The sequence below is a fragment of the Streptomyces massasporeus genome, from assembly GCF_014648995.1.
In the GTDB taxonomy this organism is placed as follows: Bacteria; Actinomycetota; Actinomycetes; order Streptomycetales; family Streptomycetaceae; genus Streptomyces; species Streptomyces massasporeus.
The window spans coordinates 1,030,254-1,046,833 of record NZ_BMSE01000001.1; the positions used below are offsets into that span (position 1 = coordinate 1,030,254).

12 protein-coding genes are annotated in these 16,580 nt (G+C 72.5%); 4 read left to right on the forward strand and 8 right to left on the reverse strand.

Features of this window, described 5'->3' with window-relative positions:
- Positions 1–14 precede the first annotated feature (14 nt).
- On the reverse strand, positions 15–3,911 hold the full coding sequence (locus IE153_RS04660; RefSeq protein WP_189588456.1) for a glycoside hydrolase family 2 TIM barrel-domain containing protein: 3,897 nt from the start codon (positions 3,909–3,911) through the stop codon (positions 15–17).
- A gap of 224 nt (positions 3,912–4,135) precedes the next feature.
- Complete coding sequence (locus IE153_RS04665) at positions 4,136–4,966, reverse strand: alpha/beta fold hydrolase (protein ID WP_229828745.1); 831 nt, start codon at positions 4,964–4,966, stop codon at positions 4,136–4,138.
- Between the two features lie 152 nt (positions 4,967–5,118).
- Between IE153_RS04665 and IE153_RS04670 the strand changes: the two genes are divergently transcribed.
- Positions 5,119–7,164, forward strand: a complete 2,046-nt coding sequence (locus IE153_RS04670; RefSeq protein WP_189588458.1) for a SpoIIE family protein phosphatase — start codon at positions 5,119–5,121, stop codon at positions 7,162–7,164.
- 66 nt (positions 7,165–7,230) lie between these two features.
- Here the strand turns inward: IE153_RS04670 and IE153_RS04675 are convergent, their stop codons facing one another.
- Both IE153_RS04675 and IE153_RS04680 read right to left on the reverse strand, forming a co-directional pair.
- A complete protein-coding gene (locus tag IE153_RS04675) occupies positions 7,231–7,650 on the reverse strand; it encodes a DUF7144 family membrane protein (protein ID WP_031104396.1) in 420 nt (139 codons plus the stop codon).
- A 32-nt stretch (positions 7,651–7,682) separates the two neighbouring features.
- The gene (locus tag IE153_RS04680; RefSeq protein WP_189588459.1) at positions 7,683–8,153 is read right to left on the reverse strand and encodes an SHOCT domain-containing protein; all 471 of its coding nucleotides are present in this window, start codon (positions 8,151–8,153) and stop codon (positions 7,683–7,685) included.
- Between the two features lie 186 nt (positions 8,154–8,339).
- On the opposite strand from IE153_RS04680, the gene IE153_RS04685 reads away from it, so the two are divergent.
- The 3 genes from IE153_RS04685 to IE153_RS04695 all read left to right on the forward strand — a co-directional run bounded on the left by IE153_RS04685 (position 8,340) and on the right by IE153_RS04695 (position 11,571).
- Positions 8,340–8,918, forward strand: coding sequence for a potassium channel family protein (locus IE153_RS04685; protein WP_189588460.1), 579 nt, complete (start codon positions 8,340–8,342; stop codon positions 8,916–8,918).
- Between the two features lie 3 nt (positions 8,919–8,921).
- On the forward strand, positions 8,922–10,331 hold the full coding sequence (locus IE153_RS04690; RefSeq protein ID WP_189588461.1) for a DUF2252 domain-containing protein: 1,410 nt from the start codon (positions 8,922–8,924) through the stop codon (positions 10,329–10,331).
- Positions 10,332–10,737: 406 nt separating this feature from the next.
- Positions 10,738–11,571 carry a class II glutamine amidotransferase gene (locus IE153_RS04695; RefSeq protein WP_031112351.1) on the forward strand — a complete coding sequence of 278 codons (834 nt, stop codon included), beginning with the start codon at positions 10,738–10,740 and terminating at the stop codon, positions 11,569–11,571.
- A gap of 18 nt (positions 11,572–11,589) precedes the next feature.
- On the opposite strand, the gene IE153_RS04700 is transcribed toward IE153_RS04695, so the two are convergent.
- The 4 genes from IE153_RS04700 to IE153_RS04715 form a co-directional block, all read right to left on the reverse strand.
- Positions 11,590–12,096, reverse strand: coding sequence for an O-acetyl-ADP-ribose deacetylase (locus tag IE153_RS04700; RefSeq protein WP_189588462.1), 507 nt, complete (start codon positions 12,094–12,096; stop codon positions 11,590–11,592).
- A complete protein-coding gene (locus IE153_RS04705; protein ID WP_189588463.1) occupies positions 12,093–13,502 on the reverse strand; it encodes a phytoene desaturase family protein in 1,410 nt (469 codons plus the stop codon). Before IE153_RS04705 ends, IE153_RS04700 begins: the two co-directional genes overlap by 4 nt.
- Positions 13,503–13,681: 179 nt before the next feature.
- Positions 13,682–14,527: an inositol monophosphatase family protein gene (locus IE153_RS04710; protein WP_189588464.1), complete on the reverse strand. Its 846-nt coding sequence runs from the start codon at positions 14,525–14,527 to the stop codon at positions 13,682–13,684.
- 85 nt (positions 14,528–14,612) lie between these two features.
- A complete protein-coding gene (locus IE153_RS04715; protein ID WP_189588465.1) occupies positions 14,613–16,442 on the reverse strand; it encodes a gamma-glutamyltransferase family protein in 1,830 nt (609 codons plus the stop codon).
- Positions 16,443–16,580: the final 138 nt, after the last annotated feature.

The window sequence follows — 16,580 nt, forward strand, 5'->3', positions numbered from 1 at the left end:
ACCCGCCGCTCGTGCTACTCGGTGGCGGTGGGCCGGCGTGAGGCCGCCATCGCCTCGCTCACGCGCGCCAGCGGACGCAGCCGGTAGCCGTACGCGTAGTCGCGGTTCGCGAGCAGCTTGAACTCGTCGTGCGTGTGCGCGCCCCAGCTGTTGTCACCGCCCACGCCCATCTGGCGGTGGTTGAGCCGCAGGACCACCGCGTCCCTGGGGGTGAGCTGGTAGTCGTGCCGGGTCCCGACGGACAGGTCCTCGGGGGTGAAGTGCGAGGCGTTGACCTCCAGCAGCGGCTCACCGGTCACGAGCAGCCCGCGTCCCCGGCCGTCGGTCAGCGCGGCCCAGCGGACATCGGTCTTGTTGCCGTTCTCCTGGGGGCGCAGGTAGGAGGTCCACTGCCCGGAGACGGTGCCGGAGTGCAGGCCCACGTCGGTGGCGTTGTTGCGGTCCCACATGTTCTCCTCGGGGCCCCGGCCGTAGTAGTGCAGCCGGTCCAGGCTCCGCGGCAGGAACAGCAGGGTGCCGACCTCCGGGATGTACGGCAGGCCGGCCGCGCCCGGGTGCAGGGTGTTGTCGACCTTGATCTCGCCGTTGCCGAAGACCGTGTAGGTCGTGCTGTACGTCGACTCGGTGGCGGTGGGCAGCGTGCCGGTGACGGTGACCTCGACGGCCCGGTCGTCGAGGGGCCGTACCCGTACGTCGGTGACCTTCCGCTTCGCTCCGGCGTCGCGCCACGTCTGGTTGCGGGTGTGCTGGCCGTTGCCGCGGTCGTTGTCGGTGGGCGCCCGCCAGAAGTTCGGGACGGGTCCGGAGGTGAGGAGACGGGTGCCGCCCGCCTCGTAGGACGTGATGGTCCCGGTGCCCTTGTCGACGGTGACGGCGAAGCCCCTGCCCTTCACGCTGACGGTCTTGTCCCCGTCGGTGTGGCTCAGGGCGGGCACGCCGCGCAGGGGCGCGGGCTTCACGGCCGGGCTGCCCGCGTCGAGGGCGAGTTGCTGCTTGGCCACCTCGAAGCCGGCCTTGGCCCACGGGGTGGCTTCCTTGGTGGTGAAGGAGAGCTGGAGGAAGTACTCCGTGCCGGGCGCGGGCTTCGCCGGGAGCCGCACCGGGATCTTGATGTCCTTGCTGCCGAGCGGGGCGACGTTCAGCTGGTCGCGGGTCAGCCGGCCGCGCTGGACGACCTCGCCGTCGGCGACGAGGAACCAACGGCCGTCGAACTCGCGGAGGTTGGTGAACAGGTACTCGTTGGTGAGGGTGACGGCGCCGGGGCCGCCCGGGGCCGCCGTGGCGTTGACGGCCTGGTAGACCTGCTTGACCTCGGCGGACTTGCCGGTGAGGCCGCGGTCGGCGGTGACGATGCCGTCGCCGGAGAAGGCGCCGTCGTTGGGGTTGTCGCCCCAGTCGCCGCCGTAGGCGTAGAACGTCTTGTCGCGCGGGCGCTTCTCGGTGAAGCCGGCGGTGGCGGCGTCGAACCAGAAGCGCACGCCCTCGTCGCCCGGCGCGCGGGTGACCGAGGCCAGTTCGGCGGCGCCCAGCGCGCGGGCGTACACGCGGGCCCGGCGGATGGTGCCGCTGAACTCCCGGGTCGGGTTGTCGATGTCGGTGGCGAGCGACAGGGACGCGGTGTTGTTCGCGGGGCGCCGGGTGGTCGTCCTGGTGCCGCGCACCTGGCCGTCGACGTACAGGGTGAGCGTGCCCGCGTCCGCGTCGAAGACGCCGGCGATGTGGTGCTCCTCGCCGGTCCAGCCGTCGGGCAGCGCCCAGCTCGCGGTGACCCACTGGCCGCCGCCGTGGATGAAGAACTCCAGGTTCTCGTCCGTCTGCTTGAGGGCGTACTGAGTGTCGCCCTTGGCGAGGATCGGCTGGTGGAAGCCGGTCACGTGCGGGGTGACCCATGCCTCCAGCGTGAGGGAACCGGTGAGGTCGAGGCCGGTGTCGCGGGCGAAGACGGTGCCGCCGGAGACGCCCTTGGCGCGGTCGAAGGTGCCGCTGGGGTTGATGACCTCACCGCGGATCCCGCCGGGCCCGGTCTCCGTGAGCAGTTTCCGCGTGGGCGTGGGCCAGGCCAGAGCCTGGTCGACGAAGTCCCAGATCCAGCCGCCCTGGAGGACGTCGTGGCGGCGGACGACATCCCAGTACTTCTTGAAGTTGCCGCTGGAGTTCCCCATCGCGTGGGAGTACTCGATCATCACGTACGGCCGGGTGTCGCCGGTGTCCTTGGCGCGCTGCTCGACCCGCTGCGGGCTGTCGTACATCTCGGAGCGGATGTCGCTGATGCCCGGGCGGTCGTCGCCCTCGTACTGGATGACGCGGGTGGAGTCGTAGGAGCGGATCCAGTCGTGCATGGCGTTGAAGGTGGTGCCGCCGCCCGCCTCGTTGCCGAGCGACCAGATGACCACCGAGGCGTGGTTCTTGTCGCGGTGGACCATGTTCTGGGCGCGGACCACGCACGCCTCGGTCCACTCCGGGTGGCCGCTGCCGGGGAACTTGTCGCGGATGCCATGGGTCTCGAGGTTGGTCTCGTCGACGAGGTACAGGCCGTACTCGTCGGCGAGTTCGAGCCAGAGCGGGTTGTTGGGGTAGTGCGAGGTGCGGACGCTGTTGATGTTGAGCCGCTTGATGATCCCGATGTCCTCGACCATCTGCGCGCGGGTGAGCGCCGAGCCGGTGACGGGGTGCATCTCGTGCCGGTTGGTGCCGCGGAAGGAGACCGGTTTTCCGTTGATGCGCATCAGGCCGTCCTTGAGCGCGAACTCGCGGAAGCCGACCCGGTGCGAGAGGGTCTCGACGACCTTGCCGGCCGGGTCGCGCAGGCGGAGCACGGCGGTGTAGAGGTTCGGGTGCTCGGCCGACCACAGCTTCGGCGAGGGGACGGCTCTGGACGCCTCGGCGGTGGCCTCGTCGCCGTCGGGGACGTCGACGGGCCGGTTCAGGGGCCGCGACCAGACGGCGTGGCCGTGCGCGTCGTACAGCTGGGTCTCGACGGTGTAGCGGCCGGCGCCCTTGCCGCCGTAGTCGCGGACGTGCGCGGTGACCTTGAGTTCGGCGGTGGTGTAGCCGTCGCCGAGTGGGGTGTCCAGGCGGAAGTCGCGCAGGTGCACGCTCGGCGTGGAGTAGAGGTGGACCGAGCGGAAGATGCCGCTCAGCCGGATCATGTCCTGGTCCTCCAGCCACTCCGCGTCGGAGTAGCGGTACACCTCGACGGCGATCTGGTTGGTGCCCGGCTTGAGATGGGGCGTGATGTCGTACTCGGCGGAGGTGTAGGAGTCCTCGTGGTAGCCCACCAGTTCGCCGTTGATCCACACGTAGTGGGCGGACTTGACGCCCTCGAAGTGCAGGAAGGTGCGGCGGCCGGACCAGGTGCGGGGCACGGTGAACGTGCGGCGGTACTGGCCGACGGGGTTGTAGCGGGTCGGGGCGGCCGGCGGCTGGGCGTCCTCGCCACCGCCGTTGGGACCCCACCAGGGGTAGGTGATGTTGACGTAGATCGGGAAGTCGTAGCCGTGCATCTGCCAGGCCGAGGGCACGGGGATGGTGTCCCAGCCGGAGTCGTCGACGTCGGTGCCGTGGAAGTCCTTGTTCCGGTCGTCGGGGCGGTCCGCGTAGGCGAACTTCCAGGTGCCGTCGAGGCTCAGCCGGTACGGCGAGCGTTCGCGGTCGCCCTTCAGGGCCTGTCCGAGGTCCGCGTAGGGCATGAGGGTGGTGTGCGGCGGCTCGGTGCCGACCCGGTAGACGCTCAGGCCGTCGTTCCACTCGGGCGGGCCGTCCGCCGCCGGGCGCCGGCCGGCCGCGTGCGCCGCGGCGGGCGACGCGGACAGGGCGAGCGCGCCGAGCACGGCGGCTCCTCCCTCCAGCAGTCGGCGACGGCTGACGACCGGCCGGTCGGCGGGAGAGGGGTGCGGGTGCGGGTACGGCATGACCGTGGCCTTCCTCGGTTCGACAGGGTGCTGCACGGACTGAGGGCACGTCAGAGGGGATCCCCAACCGCCCATCCGTGATGGGCGGTTCTGTTGGGACGCGTGCAACTGACGGTGACTGAGCAACTGCTGAGCAGGCACACCCTAGGACTCGAACACAATCGAAGCAATGACCCCGTCGGACTTTGTGCGGTCCTGAGGGTTCCCCGATGCCGGACGGTTTCTCAGGCCGTGAGGAAGGCGAGCAGCTCGCTCGTCAGCCGGGCGGGCGCGTCCAGCGGGACGAGATGCCCGGCCTCTGGAACGGGCACCAGCCGCGCCCCCGGGATCAGGGCGGCGAGTTCCTGTCCCCTGGCGAACGGGATCCAGGTGTCCTCGGTGCCCCAGCAGACCGTGACGGGCAGGTCGATCGACGGGTAGAGCGGCTGGATCTCGTCGGTGAAGCGCTGGTCGGCCTGCGCGATCTGCCGGTAGAAGGCGGCCTGGCCCTCCTCGGTCGTCCACGGCCCGACCAGCGCGTCGAGCGTGGCGGGGCGCAGACCGGCATGGCTCGCGGAGGAGACGTACTCGCGCACCAGGACCTCGTGGAGCGCCGACGGGAGCTGTTCGAAGACCCGGCTGTGCTCCCCGACCAGGCGGAAGAAGGGGGAGCCCCAGGGCCGCAGGGCCACCGGATCGACCAGAGCGAGCCGCCGGAAGCGGGCCCCGTGCAGGAGGTGGGCCCGCAGTGCCACGCACCCACCGAAGTCGTGCGCGATCACGGACGGCTCCCGAAGCCCCCAGTGCGCGAGCAGCTCGGCGAGGATTCCGCCCTGGGCGCCCAGTGAGACGTCCTGGCCGGGGTGCATGGCGGAGGCGCCGTAACCGGGCATGTCCCAGACGTGCACCTGATACCCGACCGCGGCGAGGGCGGGTGCGATCTCGTGCCACACGTATGACGAGAAGGGCGTCCCGTGCAGCAGCACGACCGGCTCGCCACCCGGCTCGCCCAGCCGGTCCCAGCGCACGTTCCCCGACGCGGTGACCAGGCTCTCCCGTAAGGTCCAGGCCTCCAAGACGCCACTCCCTCCCACCACGGGCACCGACCCGCGGTTTTTTGTCATTTCGGCGCGACAGTGCCGCTCCTCCGACCGTAATGTGACCTCATCGGACAGCCCGCGCAACAGATCATGGCGGTACCTTTGCCGCGCCGGAAGGAGCGGCTCGCATGAACGGGTATGCGACCTCGGACCGCGACGCCGTCACGGCCGCGCCCGGCGGGCTGCTGGATCTGCTGAAGGTCGCGGCGGTGGTCCTGGACGCCGGCGGGCACATCGCGCTGTGGAGCCCCGAGATCGAGCAGCTGCTGGGCTGGACCGCGGAGGAGGCCCTGCGCCAGCGCGCCGACACCCTCCTGGTCTCCCCCGAGAACCGGCCCCGGGGCAGGGAGCTGTTCGCCCAGGTCAGTACGGGTGCCCGCTGGGCAGGTGTCTTCCCGCTGCGGCACCGCGACGGCACGGAACGCGCCGTGGAGTTCCGCACGATGCGCCTCCGCGACCCCGAGGGGCAGCCCCACCTGCTGGGACTCGCCACGGACGCGACGACCGTACGGCAGGTCGAGCGCGACCTCGCCCTCTCGCACAGCCTCGTCAACCAGACCCCGCTCGGCATCGCCGTCTTCGACAACGACCTGCGCTGGGTCGGGGTCAACCCCGCGCTGGAGCGGATCAACGGCGTGCCCGAGGAGGCGGTGCTGGGGCGCCGGGTCGGGGAGGTGCTGCCCGACCTCGATGTGGAGGCCATCGAGGCCCGGATGCGGCACGTCCTGGAGACCGGCGCGCCCCTGCTCGACCAGCAGACCGTCGGGCGGACGGCGGCGGACGCGCAGGAGCGCGCCTACTCGGAGTCCTACCACCGCATCGAGGACACCGACGGCCGGGTGCTCGGGCTCGCGATGGCCGTCCTGGACGTCACCGAGCGCCAGCAGGCCGCGGCCGAGGTCGCGCAGGCACGCCAGCACCTGTCGGTGATCGCCGACGCGGGCATGAAGATCGGCACCACGCTGGACCTCCAGCAGACCGCCCGGGAGCTGGCCGACGTGGTCGTGCCGCACCTCGCGGACCTGGCCGCGGTGGACGTCCTGGAGTCGGTCGTGGCCCGTGGCACCATCACGCCCGTGTCGGGCGGCTCCCCGGCCGAGTTCCGGGCGCTGGCCGTGGCGGCCGGATATCCCACCGACGCCATCCACGCCGCCGACCCGGTGGGCGAGCTGGCCACGTACGGCTCGTCGCGGATCATCACGCAGTGTGTGCGCAGCGCCCGCCCGGTCCTGGTCGAGCGCGTGGACGGCAAGATGCTGCGGCGGCTGGCCCGGGACTCACGGGCCGCCCTGGCCCTGCACGAGGCCGGCGCCCACTCCTACCTGGCGCTGCCGCTGGTGGCCCGGGGCAAGGTGCTCGGCACGCTCTCGCTGTACCGCACGGTCAATGAGCGCCCCTTCGACGACCGGGACCAGGTGCTCGCCTCGGAACTCGCCGCCCGTGCCGCGATCTGCATAGACAACGCCCGCCTCTACGGCCGTGAGCGCGGCACCGCCCTCACCCTGCAGCGCAGCCTGCTGCCGAGCACGCCCGCCGAGCGGGAGGGGCTGGACATCGCCGCTCGCTACCGCCCGGCCCTCAGCGAGGTCGGCGGCGACTGGTACGACGTGCTGCCGCTGGGCCCGGGACGCACCGGGCTGGTCGTCGGGGACGTCATGGGCAAGGGCGTCCAGGCCGCGGCGATCATGGGGCAGCTGAGCACGGCGACGCGGGCGCTGGCCCGGCTGGACCTGCCGCCCGCCGAGCTGCTGCGGCACCTCGACGACATCGCCGGCTCCCTCGGCGACGCGATCGCCACGTGCGTGTACGCGGTGTGCGATCTGCGGCGCGGCACCTGCGAGCTGTCCAGCGCCGGGCATCTGCCGCCGGTGCTCGCCGCGGCGGACGGCCGTGCCGAGCTGGTCGACGTGCCGGGCGGGGTCCCGCTCGGGGTCGGCGGCGTGGAGTTCGGCACGGTGGAGGTGGAACTCGCCCCGGGCTCCCTGCTCGCCCTGTACACGGACGGGCTGGTCGAGACCCGCGGGGAGTCGATCGACACCGGCCTGGACACCCTGACCCGGCTGCTCGGGAACGCGGGGCCCAGCCTGCAGCGCGCCAGCGACAGCCTGCTCAGCGCGCTGAGCCCGGAACCGGACGACGACGTCGCCCTGCTGCTGGTCCGCACCCGCGCCTGAGCCCGGAGCCGAGGGCGCGGCGCGGCCGTGCCCGGCCCTTTCGGGCGAGACACGGCCGACGGACTCTCAGACGTCGCCCTTCTTCACGGTGCACAGGGCCCAGATGATGAACGCGGACATCGCGATCATCACCACGGACCAGACCGGGTAGGACGGCAGGGAAAGGAAGTTGGCGATGAGGACGAGTCCGGCGATCCCCACGCCGAGGACGCGCGCCCAGGTGGAGGCCTGGAACAGCCCCAGGCTGATGAGCACGGCGACCACGCCCAGGGCGAGGTGGATCCAGCCCCACCCGGTGGTGTCGAAGGCGAAGACGTAGTTGGGGGTCGTGACGAAGACCTGGTCCTCGGCGATCGCCGAGATGCCGCGCATGATGCCGAGAATCCCGGCGAGCATGAGCATCACGGCTGCGAAGATCATCAGGCCTGCGGCGGCGGTTCCGTGCCTCGTCCTCGAGGTCCCGTGCGTCGGGTGTGTGGCGGTCATCCTGCTCCTCGATTCTGCTGCGTCCGGCGCGGTCAGCGACCGGAGGTGGGGGTACCGGCGGCCGAGGCGCCCGATGCTCCGGAGCCGCTGAGCACCAGTTCCTTCGCCCTGCGGAACTCCTCGTCCGTGATGTCGCCGCGGGAACGGATCTCGGACAGCCTGGCGAGCTCGTCGACGCTGCCGGACCGGTCCTCGCCGCCCCGGGCGGCCTCCCTGATGTAGCTGTCGAAGGCCTGCTGCTGGGCACGGGCCCGGTCCGTCTCCCGGCGGCCCATGTTCCGGCCGCGGGCGAGGACGTAGACGAACACGCCCAGGAAGGGCAGCAGGACGCAGAAGGCCAGCCAGCCGGCCTTGGCTCCGCCGCTCAGGGAATCGTCGCGGAAGATGTCGAGGACCACCCGGAAGAGCAGGACGAACCACATGATCCAGAGGAAGAACCACAGCATCGACCAGAAGGCGCTCAGCAGCGGAAAGTCGTACGCCAGATAGTTCTGCGCGCTCATGTGAGTCCTCCGTCCCGGGTGCACGCCCGGCAGTCGTCCCCGTCGGCACCAGCGTGCCCGGGACCGGAGCCGGGCCGCCTCACCCGTGGCGGGTGATCCGTGCGAGGCGCCCGGACGCTGAGGTGGTAGGGCAGGCCTTGTGGGGCGCCCCGGCACCGGGGCGGGACCGAGACCGGAAGACATGCGATGGACGATCCAGCGGAGGTTCCCGACCGGCGGCGGCCGGAGCGCCGCCGGCGTGCGGCGGTCACGGCCCTCGTACGCGCCGCGCTGATCGCGGCCGGACTCGTCACGGTCTACTACGTGCTGCCCCTGGACGGGCGGGGCACGAGCGGCGATTCGGTGCTGCTGGCCTGTGGTCTGCTGCTGGTGGTCGTGGTCTTCTGGTGGGAGGTGCGGGCCATCGTGACCTCGCCCTACCCCCGGCTGAAGGCCGTCGAGGCCCTGGCCACGACGCTGGCGCTGTTCCTGCTGCTCTTCGCGGGCGCCTACTTCCTGCTGGAGCACACGAACCCGGGCTCGTTCAGCGAGCCGTTGACCAAGACGGACTCCCTGTACTTCACGCTCACCACGTTCACCACCGTCGGCTACGGCGACATCACGGCCCGCTCCCAGACCGGGCGGGTGCTGACGATGATTCAGATGGCGGGCGGGCTGCTGCTGGTGGGCGTGGCGGCACGGATCCTCGCCGGCGCGGTGCAGGCGGCGCTGCGCCGGCAGGGCCGGGAGCCCTCGGACGACTTCCCCTCGCGGCCGGAGCGCTGAACCATGACCGTACCGAGTCCCTTCACCACCTTCATGTCACCGGCCGAGCGGGCCGCCGCGGGCCGGAACGCCCGGCGACGGGTGCCGCGTTCCTCCCACGCCGGGTTCGAGGCCGGGCCCGACCGGTTCGACCCCGTCGAGGTGGTGGAGCGCCAGTCCGCCACCCGCGTACCGGAGTTGGTGCCGATCCGCTACGGCCGCATGCTGGAGTCCCCGTTCCGCTTCTACCGCGGTGCGGCGGCGATCATGGCGGCGGATCTCGGGGCCACCACCGACACCGGGCTGCGGGTGCAGCTGTGCGGGGACGCCCATCTGCTGAACTTCCGGCTGCTGGCTTCGCCGGAGCGCCATCTGGTCTTCGACATCAACGACTTCGACGAGACGCTGGCCGGGCCGTTCGAGTGGGACGTCAAACGGCTCGCGGCCAGCTTCGCCATCGCGGGCCGCGCCAACGACTTCTCGGTGGCGGAGCAGAACAGCGCGGTGGAGACGTGCGTCAAGGCCTACCGGCGGCGGATGCGGGACTTCGCCGGGATGCGCACCCTGGACATCTGGTACGCCCAGGATGACACCGACCACTTGCGGGAGCTGATGGCCGCGTCGATGTCCAAGGAGGCCCGGCGCCGCACCACGAAGGCCACGGCGAAGGCCCGGACCCGCACCCACATGCAGGCTTACGAGAAGCTCACCCGGGACACGGCCGTGGGGCGGCGGATCACACCGGACCCGCCGCTGATCACCCCGCTGCGGGACCTGCTGGAGGACGACTCCGCGCACTTCCGGGAGAAGGAGCTGCGGGCCGTTCTGGAGGGCTACGCCAGGACTCTGTCGTCCGAGCGGCGGCACCTGCTGCGCCGCTACCGCCCGGTGGACATCGCCCGCAAGGTGGTGGGGGTCGGCAGTGTCGGCACCCGCTGCTGGATCGTGCTGCTGCTCGGCCGGGACGACGACGATCCGCTGCTGCTCCAGGCCAAGGAGGCGCAGGAGTCGGTCCTCGCCGCCCATTGCGGCGGCGACCGCTACGACAACCAGGGCCGGCGCGTGGTGGCGGGGCAGCGTCTGATCCAGACGACCAGCGACATCCTGCTGGGCTGGACACACACGGTGGGCCTCGACGGGCACGAGCGGGACTTCTACGTACGGCAGCTGCGGGACTGGAAGGGCATCGCCCGGCCGGAGACCATGGACCCCGGTCTGCTCCGCCTGTTCGCGCGGCTGTGCGGGGCGAGTCTGGCGCGGGCCCACGCCCGTTCCGGCGATCCGATCGCCATCGCGGCCTATCTGGGCGGCGGCGACCGCTTCGACCGGGCGCTCACCGTGTTCGCCCAGGCGTACGCCGACCAGAACGAGCGGGATTTCGAGGCACTGGGCGCGGCGGCCCGCTCGGGCCGGATCCACCCGGCGACGGAGTGACCGCCCGAATCCTCGGGACCGGCGAGGCGGGTCGGCGTCCACCGCCGATCCACACGAGGCGGGTCGGCATCCCCCCGATCCACACGAGGCGGGTCGGCACCCCCCCGATCCACACGAGGCCGGCCGGCATCCCCGCCGATCCACACGAGGCCGGCCGGCATCCGCCGCCGGTCCACGCGGGGCGCCTCCGCCGGGGAGCCGTCACCCCCGCGTCCGTCCACCACGAGTGGCGCTCGCTCCGCTCCGGGTCTCCGCGCTCATTCAGCCGCGCACGCCCGGCCCAGGGCCGTAACCACCCGCGGCGGGCGATGCGTGCCGGGCGCGAGGGAGGTTCGCTGGGGTCCACGCACATCACCTACGGAGCCGCGCGGCCCGGCCGGGGCGGCTCGGAACAGGGGTATCGGCCATGTGCCGCTGGCTCGCCTACTCGGGCACTCCCGTGATCCTCGACGACGTCCTCTACCGCCCGGAGCACTCGCTGATCGACCAGAGCCTGCACGCGCGGATGGGGGTCGAGACCACCAACGGCGACGGCTTCGGCGTCGGCTGGTACGCGTGGCACCTGCGCACCCCCGCCGTCATCCGCGACACCGGCCCGGCCTGGAGCAACCGCAACCTGCGGGAGATCGCCGACCACGTCCGCTCGCCGCTGTTCTTCGCGCATGTGCGCGCCTCGACCGGCTCGGCCGTGCAGCAGACGAACTGCCATCCGTTCCGCCACGGGCGGTGGATGTGGATGCACAACGGGGCGATCGACGGGTTCCGCGAGCTGCGCCGGGATCTCATGCTGGCCGTGGACCCGGGGCTGTTCCCGTCGATGGAGGGCACGACGGACTCGGAGGTGATGTTCCACGTGGCGCTCACCTTCGGGCTGGACGGCGATCCGCCGGGTGCGGTGGCGCGGATGACGGGGCTCATCGAGCGCCTGGGCCACGAGCACGGGGTGCCGCAGCCGCTGCAGATGACGGTCGCGGTGACCGACGGGGAGCGGGTGTGGTTCTTCCGCTACTCCAGCGCGGGGAAGTCGCGGTCGCTCTACTACAGCAGCCGGGTGGAGGACGTGCGAGCGCTCCACCCCGACCTGGGGTTCCTGAACCATGTCTCCGACGAGACGCGGCTGGTCGTGTCGGAGCCGCTGGGCGATCTCCCCGGTGTGTGGAACGCCGTCCCGGAGAGCACCTACGGAGTCGTCCAGCCCGGCCGGGACCTGCTGCGGCACTTCGAGCCGGAGCCCGTGTGAGCCCCGTCGTGCCGTGGCTCAGCGCAGCTGCGCGGCGAACGCCTCGTAGGCCCGTTCGTCGAAGAGGACGAACCTGACCTCCTCGACCGTCGTGTCCGCCGCGACGGTCTCGACGGCGATGCGGGCTCCGTCGTCCATCGGCCAGCCGTAGACGCCGGTGGAGATCGCGGGGAACGCGACCGTACGGGCGCCGAGTTCGCCGGCGACGCGGAGCGACTCGCGGTAGCAGGACGCGAGGAGGCCGGAGCGGTCCTCGGTAGCGCTGAACACCGGGCCGACGGTGTGGACGACCCAGCGGGCGTCCAGCTCGCCGGCGGTGGTGGCGACCGCCTGTCCGGTGGGCAGGCCCTTGCCGAGGTGCGCGGCGCGGAGCCGGCGGCAGTCCTCCAGGATCGCGGGTCCGCCGCGGCGGTGGATCGCCCCGTCGACCCCTCCCCCGCCCAGCAGTGAGGAGTTGGCCGCGTTGACGATCGCGTCGACGCTCTCGCGGGTGAGGTCGCCCCGGACCAGTTCGATGGCGGTCATGTCTGCCTCAGCCGCTTCCAGACGGCCTTCGCCGCGTTGTGCCCGGACATGCCGTGCACTCCGGGGCCCGGCGGGGTCGCCGACGAGCAGATGAAGACGGCCGGGTGCGGGGTGTTGTAGGGGAACAGGGTGGCCCTGGGGCGCAGCAGCAGCTGGAGGCCGGAGGCGGCGCCGGAGGCGATGTCCCCGCCGACGTAGTTGGCGTTGCGGGCGGCGAGTTCGGGCGGGCCCGCCGTGGCGCGGGCCAGGACGCGGTCGCGGAACCCCGGGGCGAAGCGCTCCAGTTGGCGCTCGATGGTGTCGGTGAGGTCGCCGGTCCAGCCGTGCGGGACGTGCCCGTAGGCCCAGAAGACGTGCTTGCCCGCCGGGGCCCGGGTGGGGTCGACGACGCTCGGCTGGACCGTGATCAGGAACGGCTTGTCGGGGGCCCGGCCCTCCCGGGAGGCCGCGCGCAGAGCGGCGCCGATCTCCGCGCTGCTCGCGCCGACCTGCACCGTGCCGGCGGCGCGGGCCTCCTTCGCGGTCCAGGGCACGGGGCCGTCCAGCGCGTAGTCGACCTTGAAGACGCCCGGCCCGTAGCGGTAGCCGGCGTAGTGGTTGCCGAAGCCGGCGATGCGGGCCAGGGCGGTGGGCGAGGTGTCGAAGACGTACGCCCGGGCCGGCGGCAGATCGTCGAGGCGCTTGACCTCGTAGTCGGTGTGGACGCTGCCGCCGAGGTCCTTCAGGTAGGCGGCGAGGGCGTCGGAGAGGGACTGGGAGCCGCCGCGGGCGACGGGCCAGCCGCGGGCGTGCGCCGCGAGGGCGAAGACCAGGCCGATCGCGCCGGTGGCGAAGCCGCCGAGGGGTGCCATGACATGGGCCACGAGCCCGGAGAACAAGGCCTTGGCCGGTTCGTCGCGGAAGCGGCGCATCAGCAGCGTCGACGGGGGCAGCCCGGCCAGGCCGAAGCGGGCGAGGGTCACCGGGTCGCGGGGCAGCGCGGTCATCGGCAGGGACATGAAGTCCCGGGCGAGGGTGTCCCACTTGGGCAGGAAGGGCTCGATGAGCCTGCGGTACGCGCCGGCGTCGCGCGGGCCGAAGGAGGCGGCCGTCTCGCCGACCGTCCGGGCCAGGACGGCCGCCGTGCCGTCCGGGAAGGGATGCGCCATGGGCAGCTCGGCGTGCAGCCACTCCAGGCCGTACCGCTCGAGCGGCAGGGCGCGGAACGCCGGTGAGTTGATGGCGAGCGGGTGGGCCGCGGCGCACGGATCGTGCCGGAAGCCGGGGAGGGTGAGCTCCTCGGTGCGGGCACCACCGCCCACGGTGCCCCGGGCCTCGAAGACGGCGACGGAGAAGCCGCGGCGGGCCAGCTCCACGGCCGCGGTCAGTCCGTTCGGCCCCGCACCCACTACGACGGCATCGAGCATCGACGGCACCTTCGGACCCCTTCGTCAGCCGACGGCCACTGAGGATCAGGATATGCCCGGAGACTGACAGTCACCGGCCGCCGGTGATTTCCGGTGCGGAAGACCGCTTTGCGGCGGCTGGAATCCGCCCGCGCACACGTTGGGTGATCAACTGTGTGCGCCACGCAATGGCCTCGGGTCTATGCCTCGCCCGACAGCAGGCCCACCACCCGGCGGGCCGTGGCCGCGTCGCGGGCGGCGGTGAAGGGCAGGGTGTTGCCGCCCGCGATACGGAACGGCTCCCCCGCGAGTGTCAGGTGGGCGCCGCCGGCCTCCTCGACCAGGAGCAGCCCGGCCGCGTGGTCCCAGGCGGCCTCCCAGGAGAACGCGACGGCGTCCAACTCGCCCCGGGCGATGGCCAGGTACTCCAGACCGGCCGAGCCGCACGGGCGCGGTGCCACCCCGTCGGCGCGCAGGCCGAGCAGGGCGTGCTTCTCCTCGTCCGTCGTGTAGTCGGGGTGGGAGGTGGCCACGCGCAGGTCCCGGCCGGGCTCCGGCACCCCGGCGAACAGCCGCTCCCCGTCGAGGTGAGCGCCCTTGCCCCGCTGGGCGGTGGCGAGCCGGTCGCGGGCGGGCGCGTACGTCCAGGACGCGAGCAGGGTGCCGCGGTGGGCCAGCGCGACCAGGGTGCAGAACCCGGCCTCGCCGCGCACGAACTGGCGCGTCCCGTCGACCGGGTCGACGATCCAGACCGGGGCGTCCGCGCGTATCGCCGCGTACGACGCGGGGTTGGCGTGGACCGCCTCCTCGCCGACCACGACCGAACCGGGCAGCAGGGCGGCCAGGGCCTCGGTCAGGTACAGCTCGGCCTTGCGGTCGGCGTCGGTCACCAGGTCGTGCGGGCCGCTCTTCTGGTCGACCTCGTGCGCTGCGAGCTGGCGCCAGCGCGGCATGATCTCGGTGGCGGCGGCCTTGCGGATCGTCTCTTCGACGTCGGAGGCGTGCTCTGCGAGAAACTCTTCGATGGTTTCGTTGATGTCGATCACTCCTCCATGACAACACGTGCCACTGACAACGCCCGCCCGCCGGGTGCACTCCGGGTGGCCTCGCGATGAACAGCGGCCCGCCGGATCACCTGCCCACCGCGTACCCCTGCATCCCGCGCGGATTCGCCGCCGCCGACAGCACGCCCGTCTCCGGGTCCCGGGCGACCGCGCACAGCCGGCCCTCCGACCAGGGGCCGCCCACGGTCACGTCGTGGCCGCGGCGCCGCAGGTCCGCGACGACGGCCGGGTCGGTGCGGGACTCCACGGTCACGCTGCCCGGGCGCATGCCGCGCGGGTAGAAGGAGCCGGGGAAGCTGTCGTTGTGCCAGTTCGGGGCGTCGATCGCGCCCTGGAGGTCGGGGCCGCCGCGCACCCGGGCGCGCAGCGCGACCGCGAGGAGGAAGTGCAGCTGCCACTGGTCCTGCTGGTCCCCGCCGGGGGTGCCGAAGGCCATGACGGGCACGCCGTCGCGCAGGGCGATCGAGGGCGTCAGGGTGGTGCGGGGGCGCCGGCCGGGGGTGAGGGTGTTGGGCAGGCCTTCCTCCAGCCAGGTCATCTGGAGCCGGGTGCCGAGCGGGAAGCCGAGTTCGGGCACGACCGGGTTGGACTGGAGCCAGCCGCCGCTGGGCGTGGCCGAGACCATGTTGCCCCAGCGGTCGACGACGTCGAGGTGGCAGGTGTCGCCGCGGGTGGTCCCGTCGGCCAGGATCTCCGGTTCGCCCGGCACGGGGGACGCCGGACTCTTGGCGACGGTCGGCTCGCCGGCGCCCAGGGCGTCGTAGCCCTCCTGGGCGGCGGCCGCCCCGCGCGCGTGCGCGCACAGCCGCGGGATGCGTCCGCCGGGGCTGCCGGGCCGCAGGCCGTTCTCGGCCCACTCGCCGACGAGGGCGCGGCGGGCCGTGTTGTACGCGTCGGACAGCAGGTCGTCGAGGGGCACGTCGGAGGCGTCGCCGTACCAGGCCTCCCGGTCGGCCATGGCGAGCTTGCAGTTCTCGACGAGGAGGTGGACGTAGTCGGCCGAGCCGTAACGGGGCAGTTCGGGCGGGAGCAGGGCGAGTTGCTGGAGGAGGACCGGGCCCTGGCTCCAGGGGCCGGGCTTGCACACGGTCCAGCCGTTCCAGTCGTACGTCGCCGGTGTCTCGTAGGTCGCGGACCAGGTGGCGAGGTCGGCGGCCGTAAGGGTGCCGGTGTGGCGTTCTCCGCTGGTGTCCCTGGTGGGGCGACCGGCCTGGCGGACGAGGGCGTCGGCGATGAACCCGGTGCGCCAGACCTGCCGGGCGGCCTCGATCCGCGCCTCCCTGCCGCCCGCGCCGGCGGTCTCGGCGAGCAGGCGCTTCCAGGTGGCGGCGAGTGCGGGGTTGGCGAAGAGCTCGCCGGGGCGCGGTGCCTTGCCACCGGGCAGGTAGACGTCCGCCGACGAGGTCCACTCCGTCTCGAACAGCTCGCGCACGGTCTCGACGGTCTCGCCGACGCGCTCCACGGGCGCGTGCCCGTGCTCGGCGTATCCGATGGCGTACTTCAGGACCTCCTCGAGGGACCGTGTGCCGTGGTCGCGCAGCAGCGTCATCCAGGCGTCGAACGCGCCCGGTACGGCGGCGGCGAGCGGCCCGGTGCCAGAGACGAGGTCCAGGCCGAGGCCCCGGTAGTGCGCGACGGTCGCGCCGGCCGGTGCGACGCCCTGCCCGCACAGCACCCGCACCTCGCCGCCGGACGGGGCGAGCAGGATCGGCACCTCACCGGCCGGGCCGTTGAGGTGCGGCTCGACGACGTGCAGCACGAAGGCGCCCGCCACGGCCGCGTCGTAGGCGTTGCCGCCGCTCTCCAGGACGGCCATCGCCGACTGCGAGGCGAGCCAGTGAGTGGAGGACACCATGCCGAAGGTGCCGCTCAGGGTGGGGCGCGTCGTGAATTGCATACCTGACCTCGGTGTTTACGTGTGTCGGTCGGCCCAGAATGGGCCGTGGGGAGAAGCTGGGGAGAATGAGCCGCGAGGTCATCTGCTCCAGTAGACCCATTGCCTCCTCTTTCCTGGCCAGTCTGTTCCGGCCCGAAA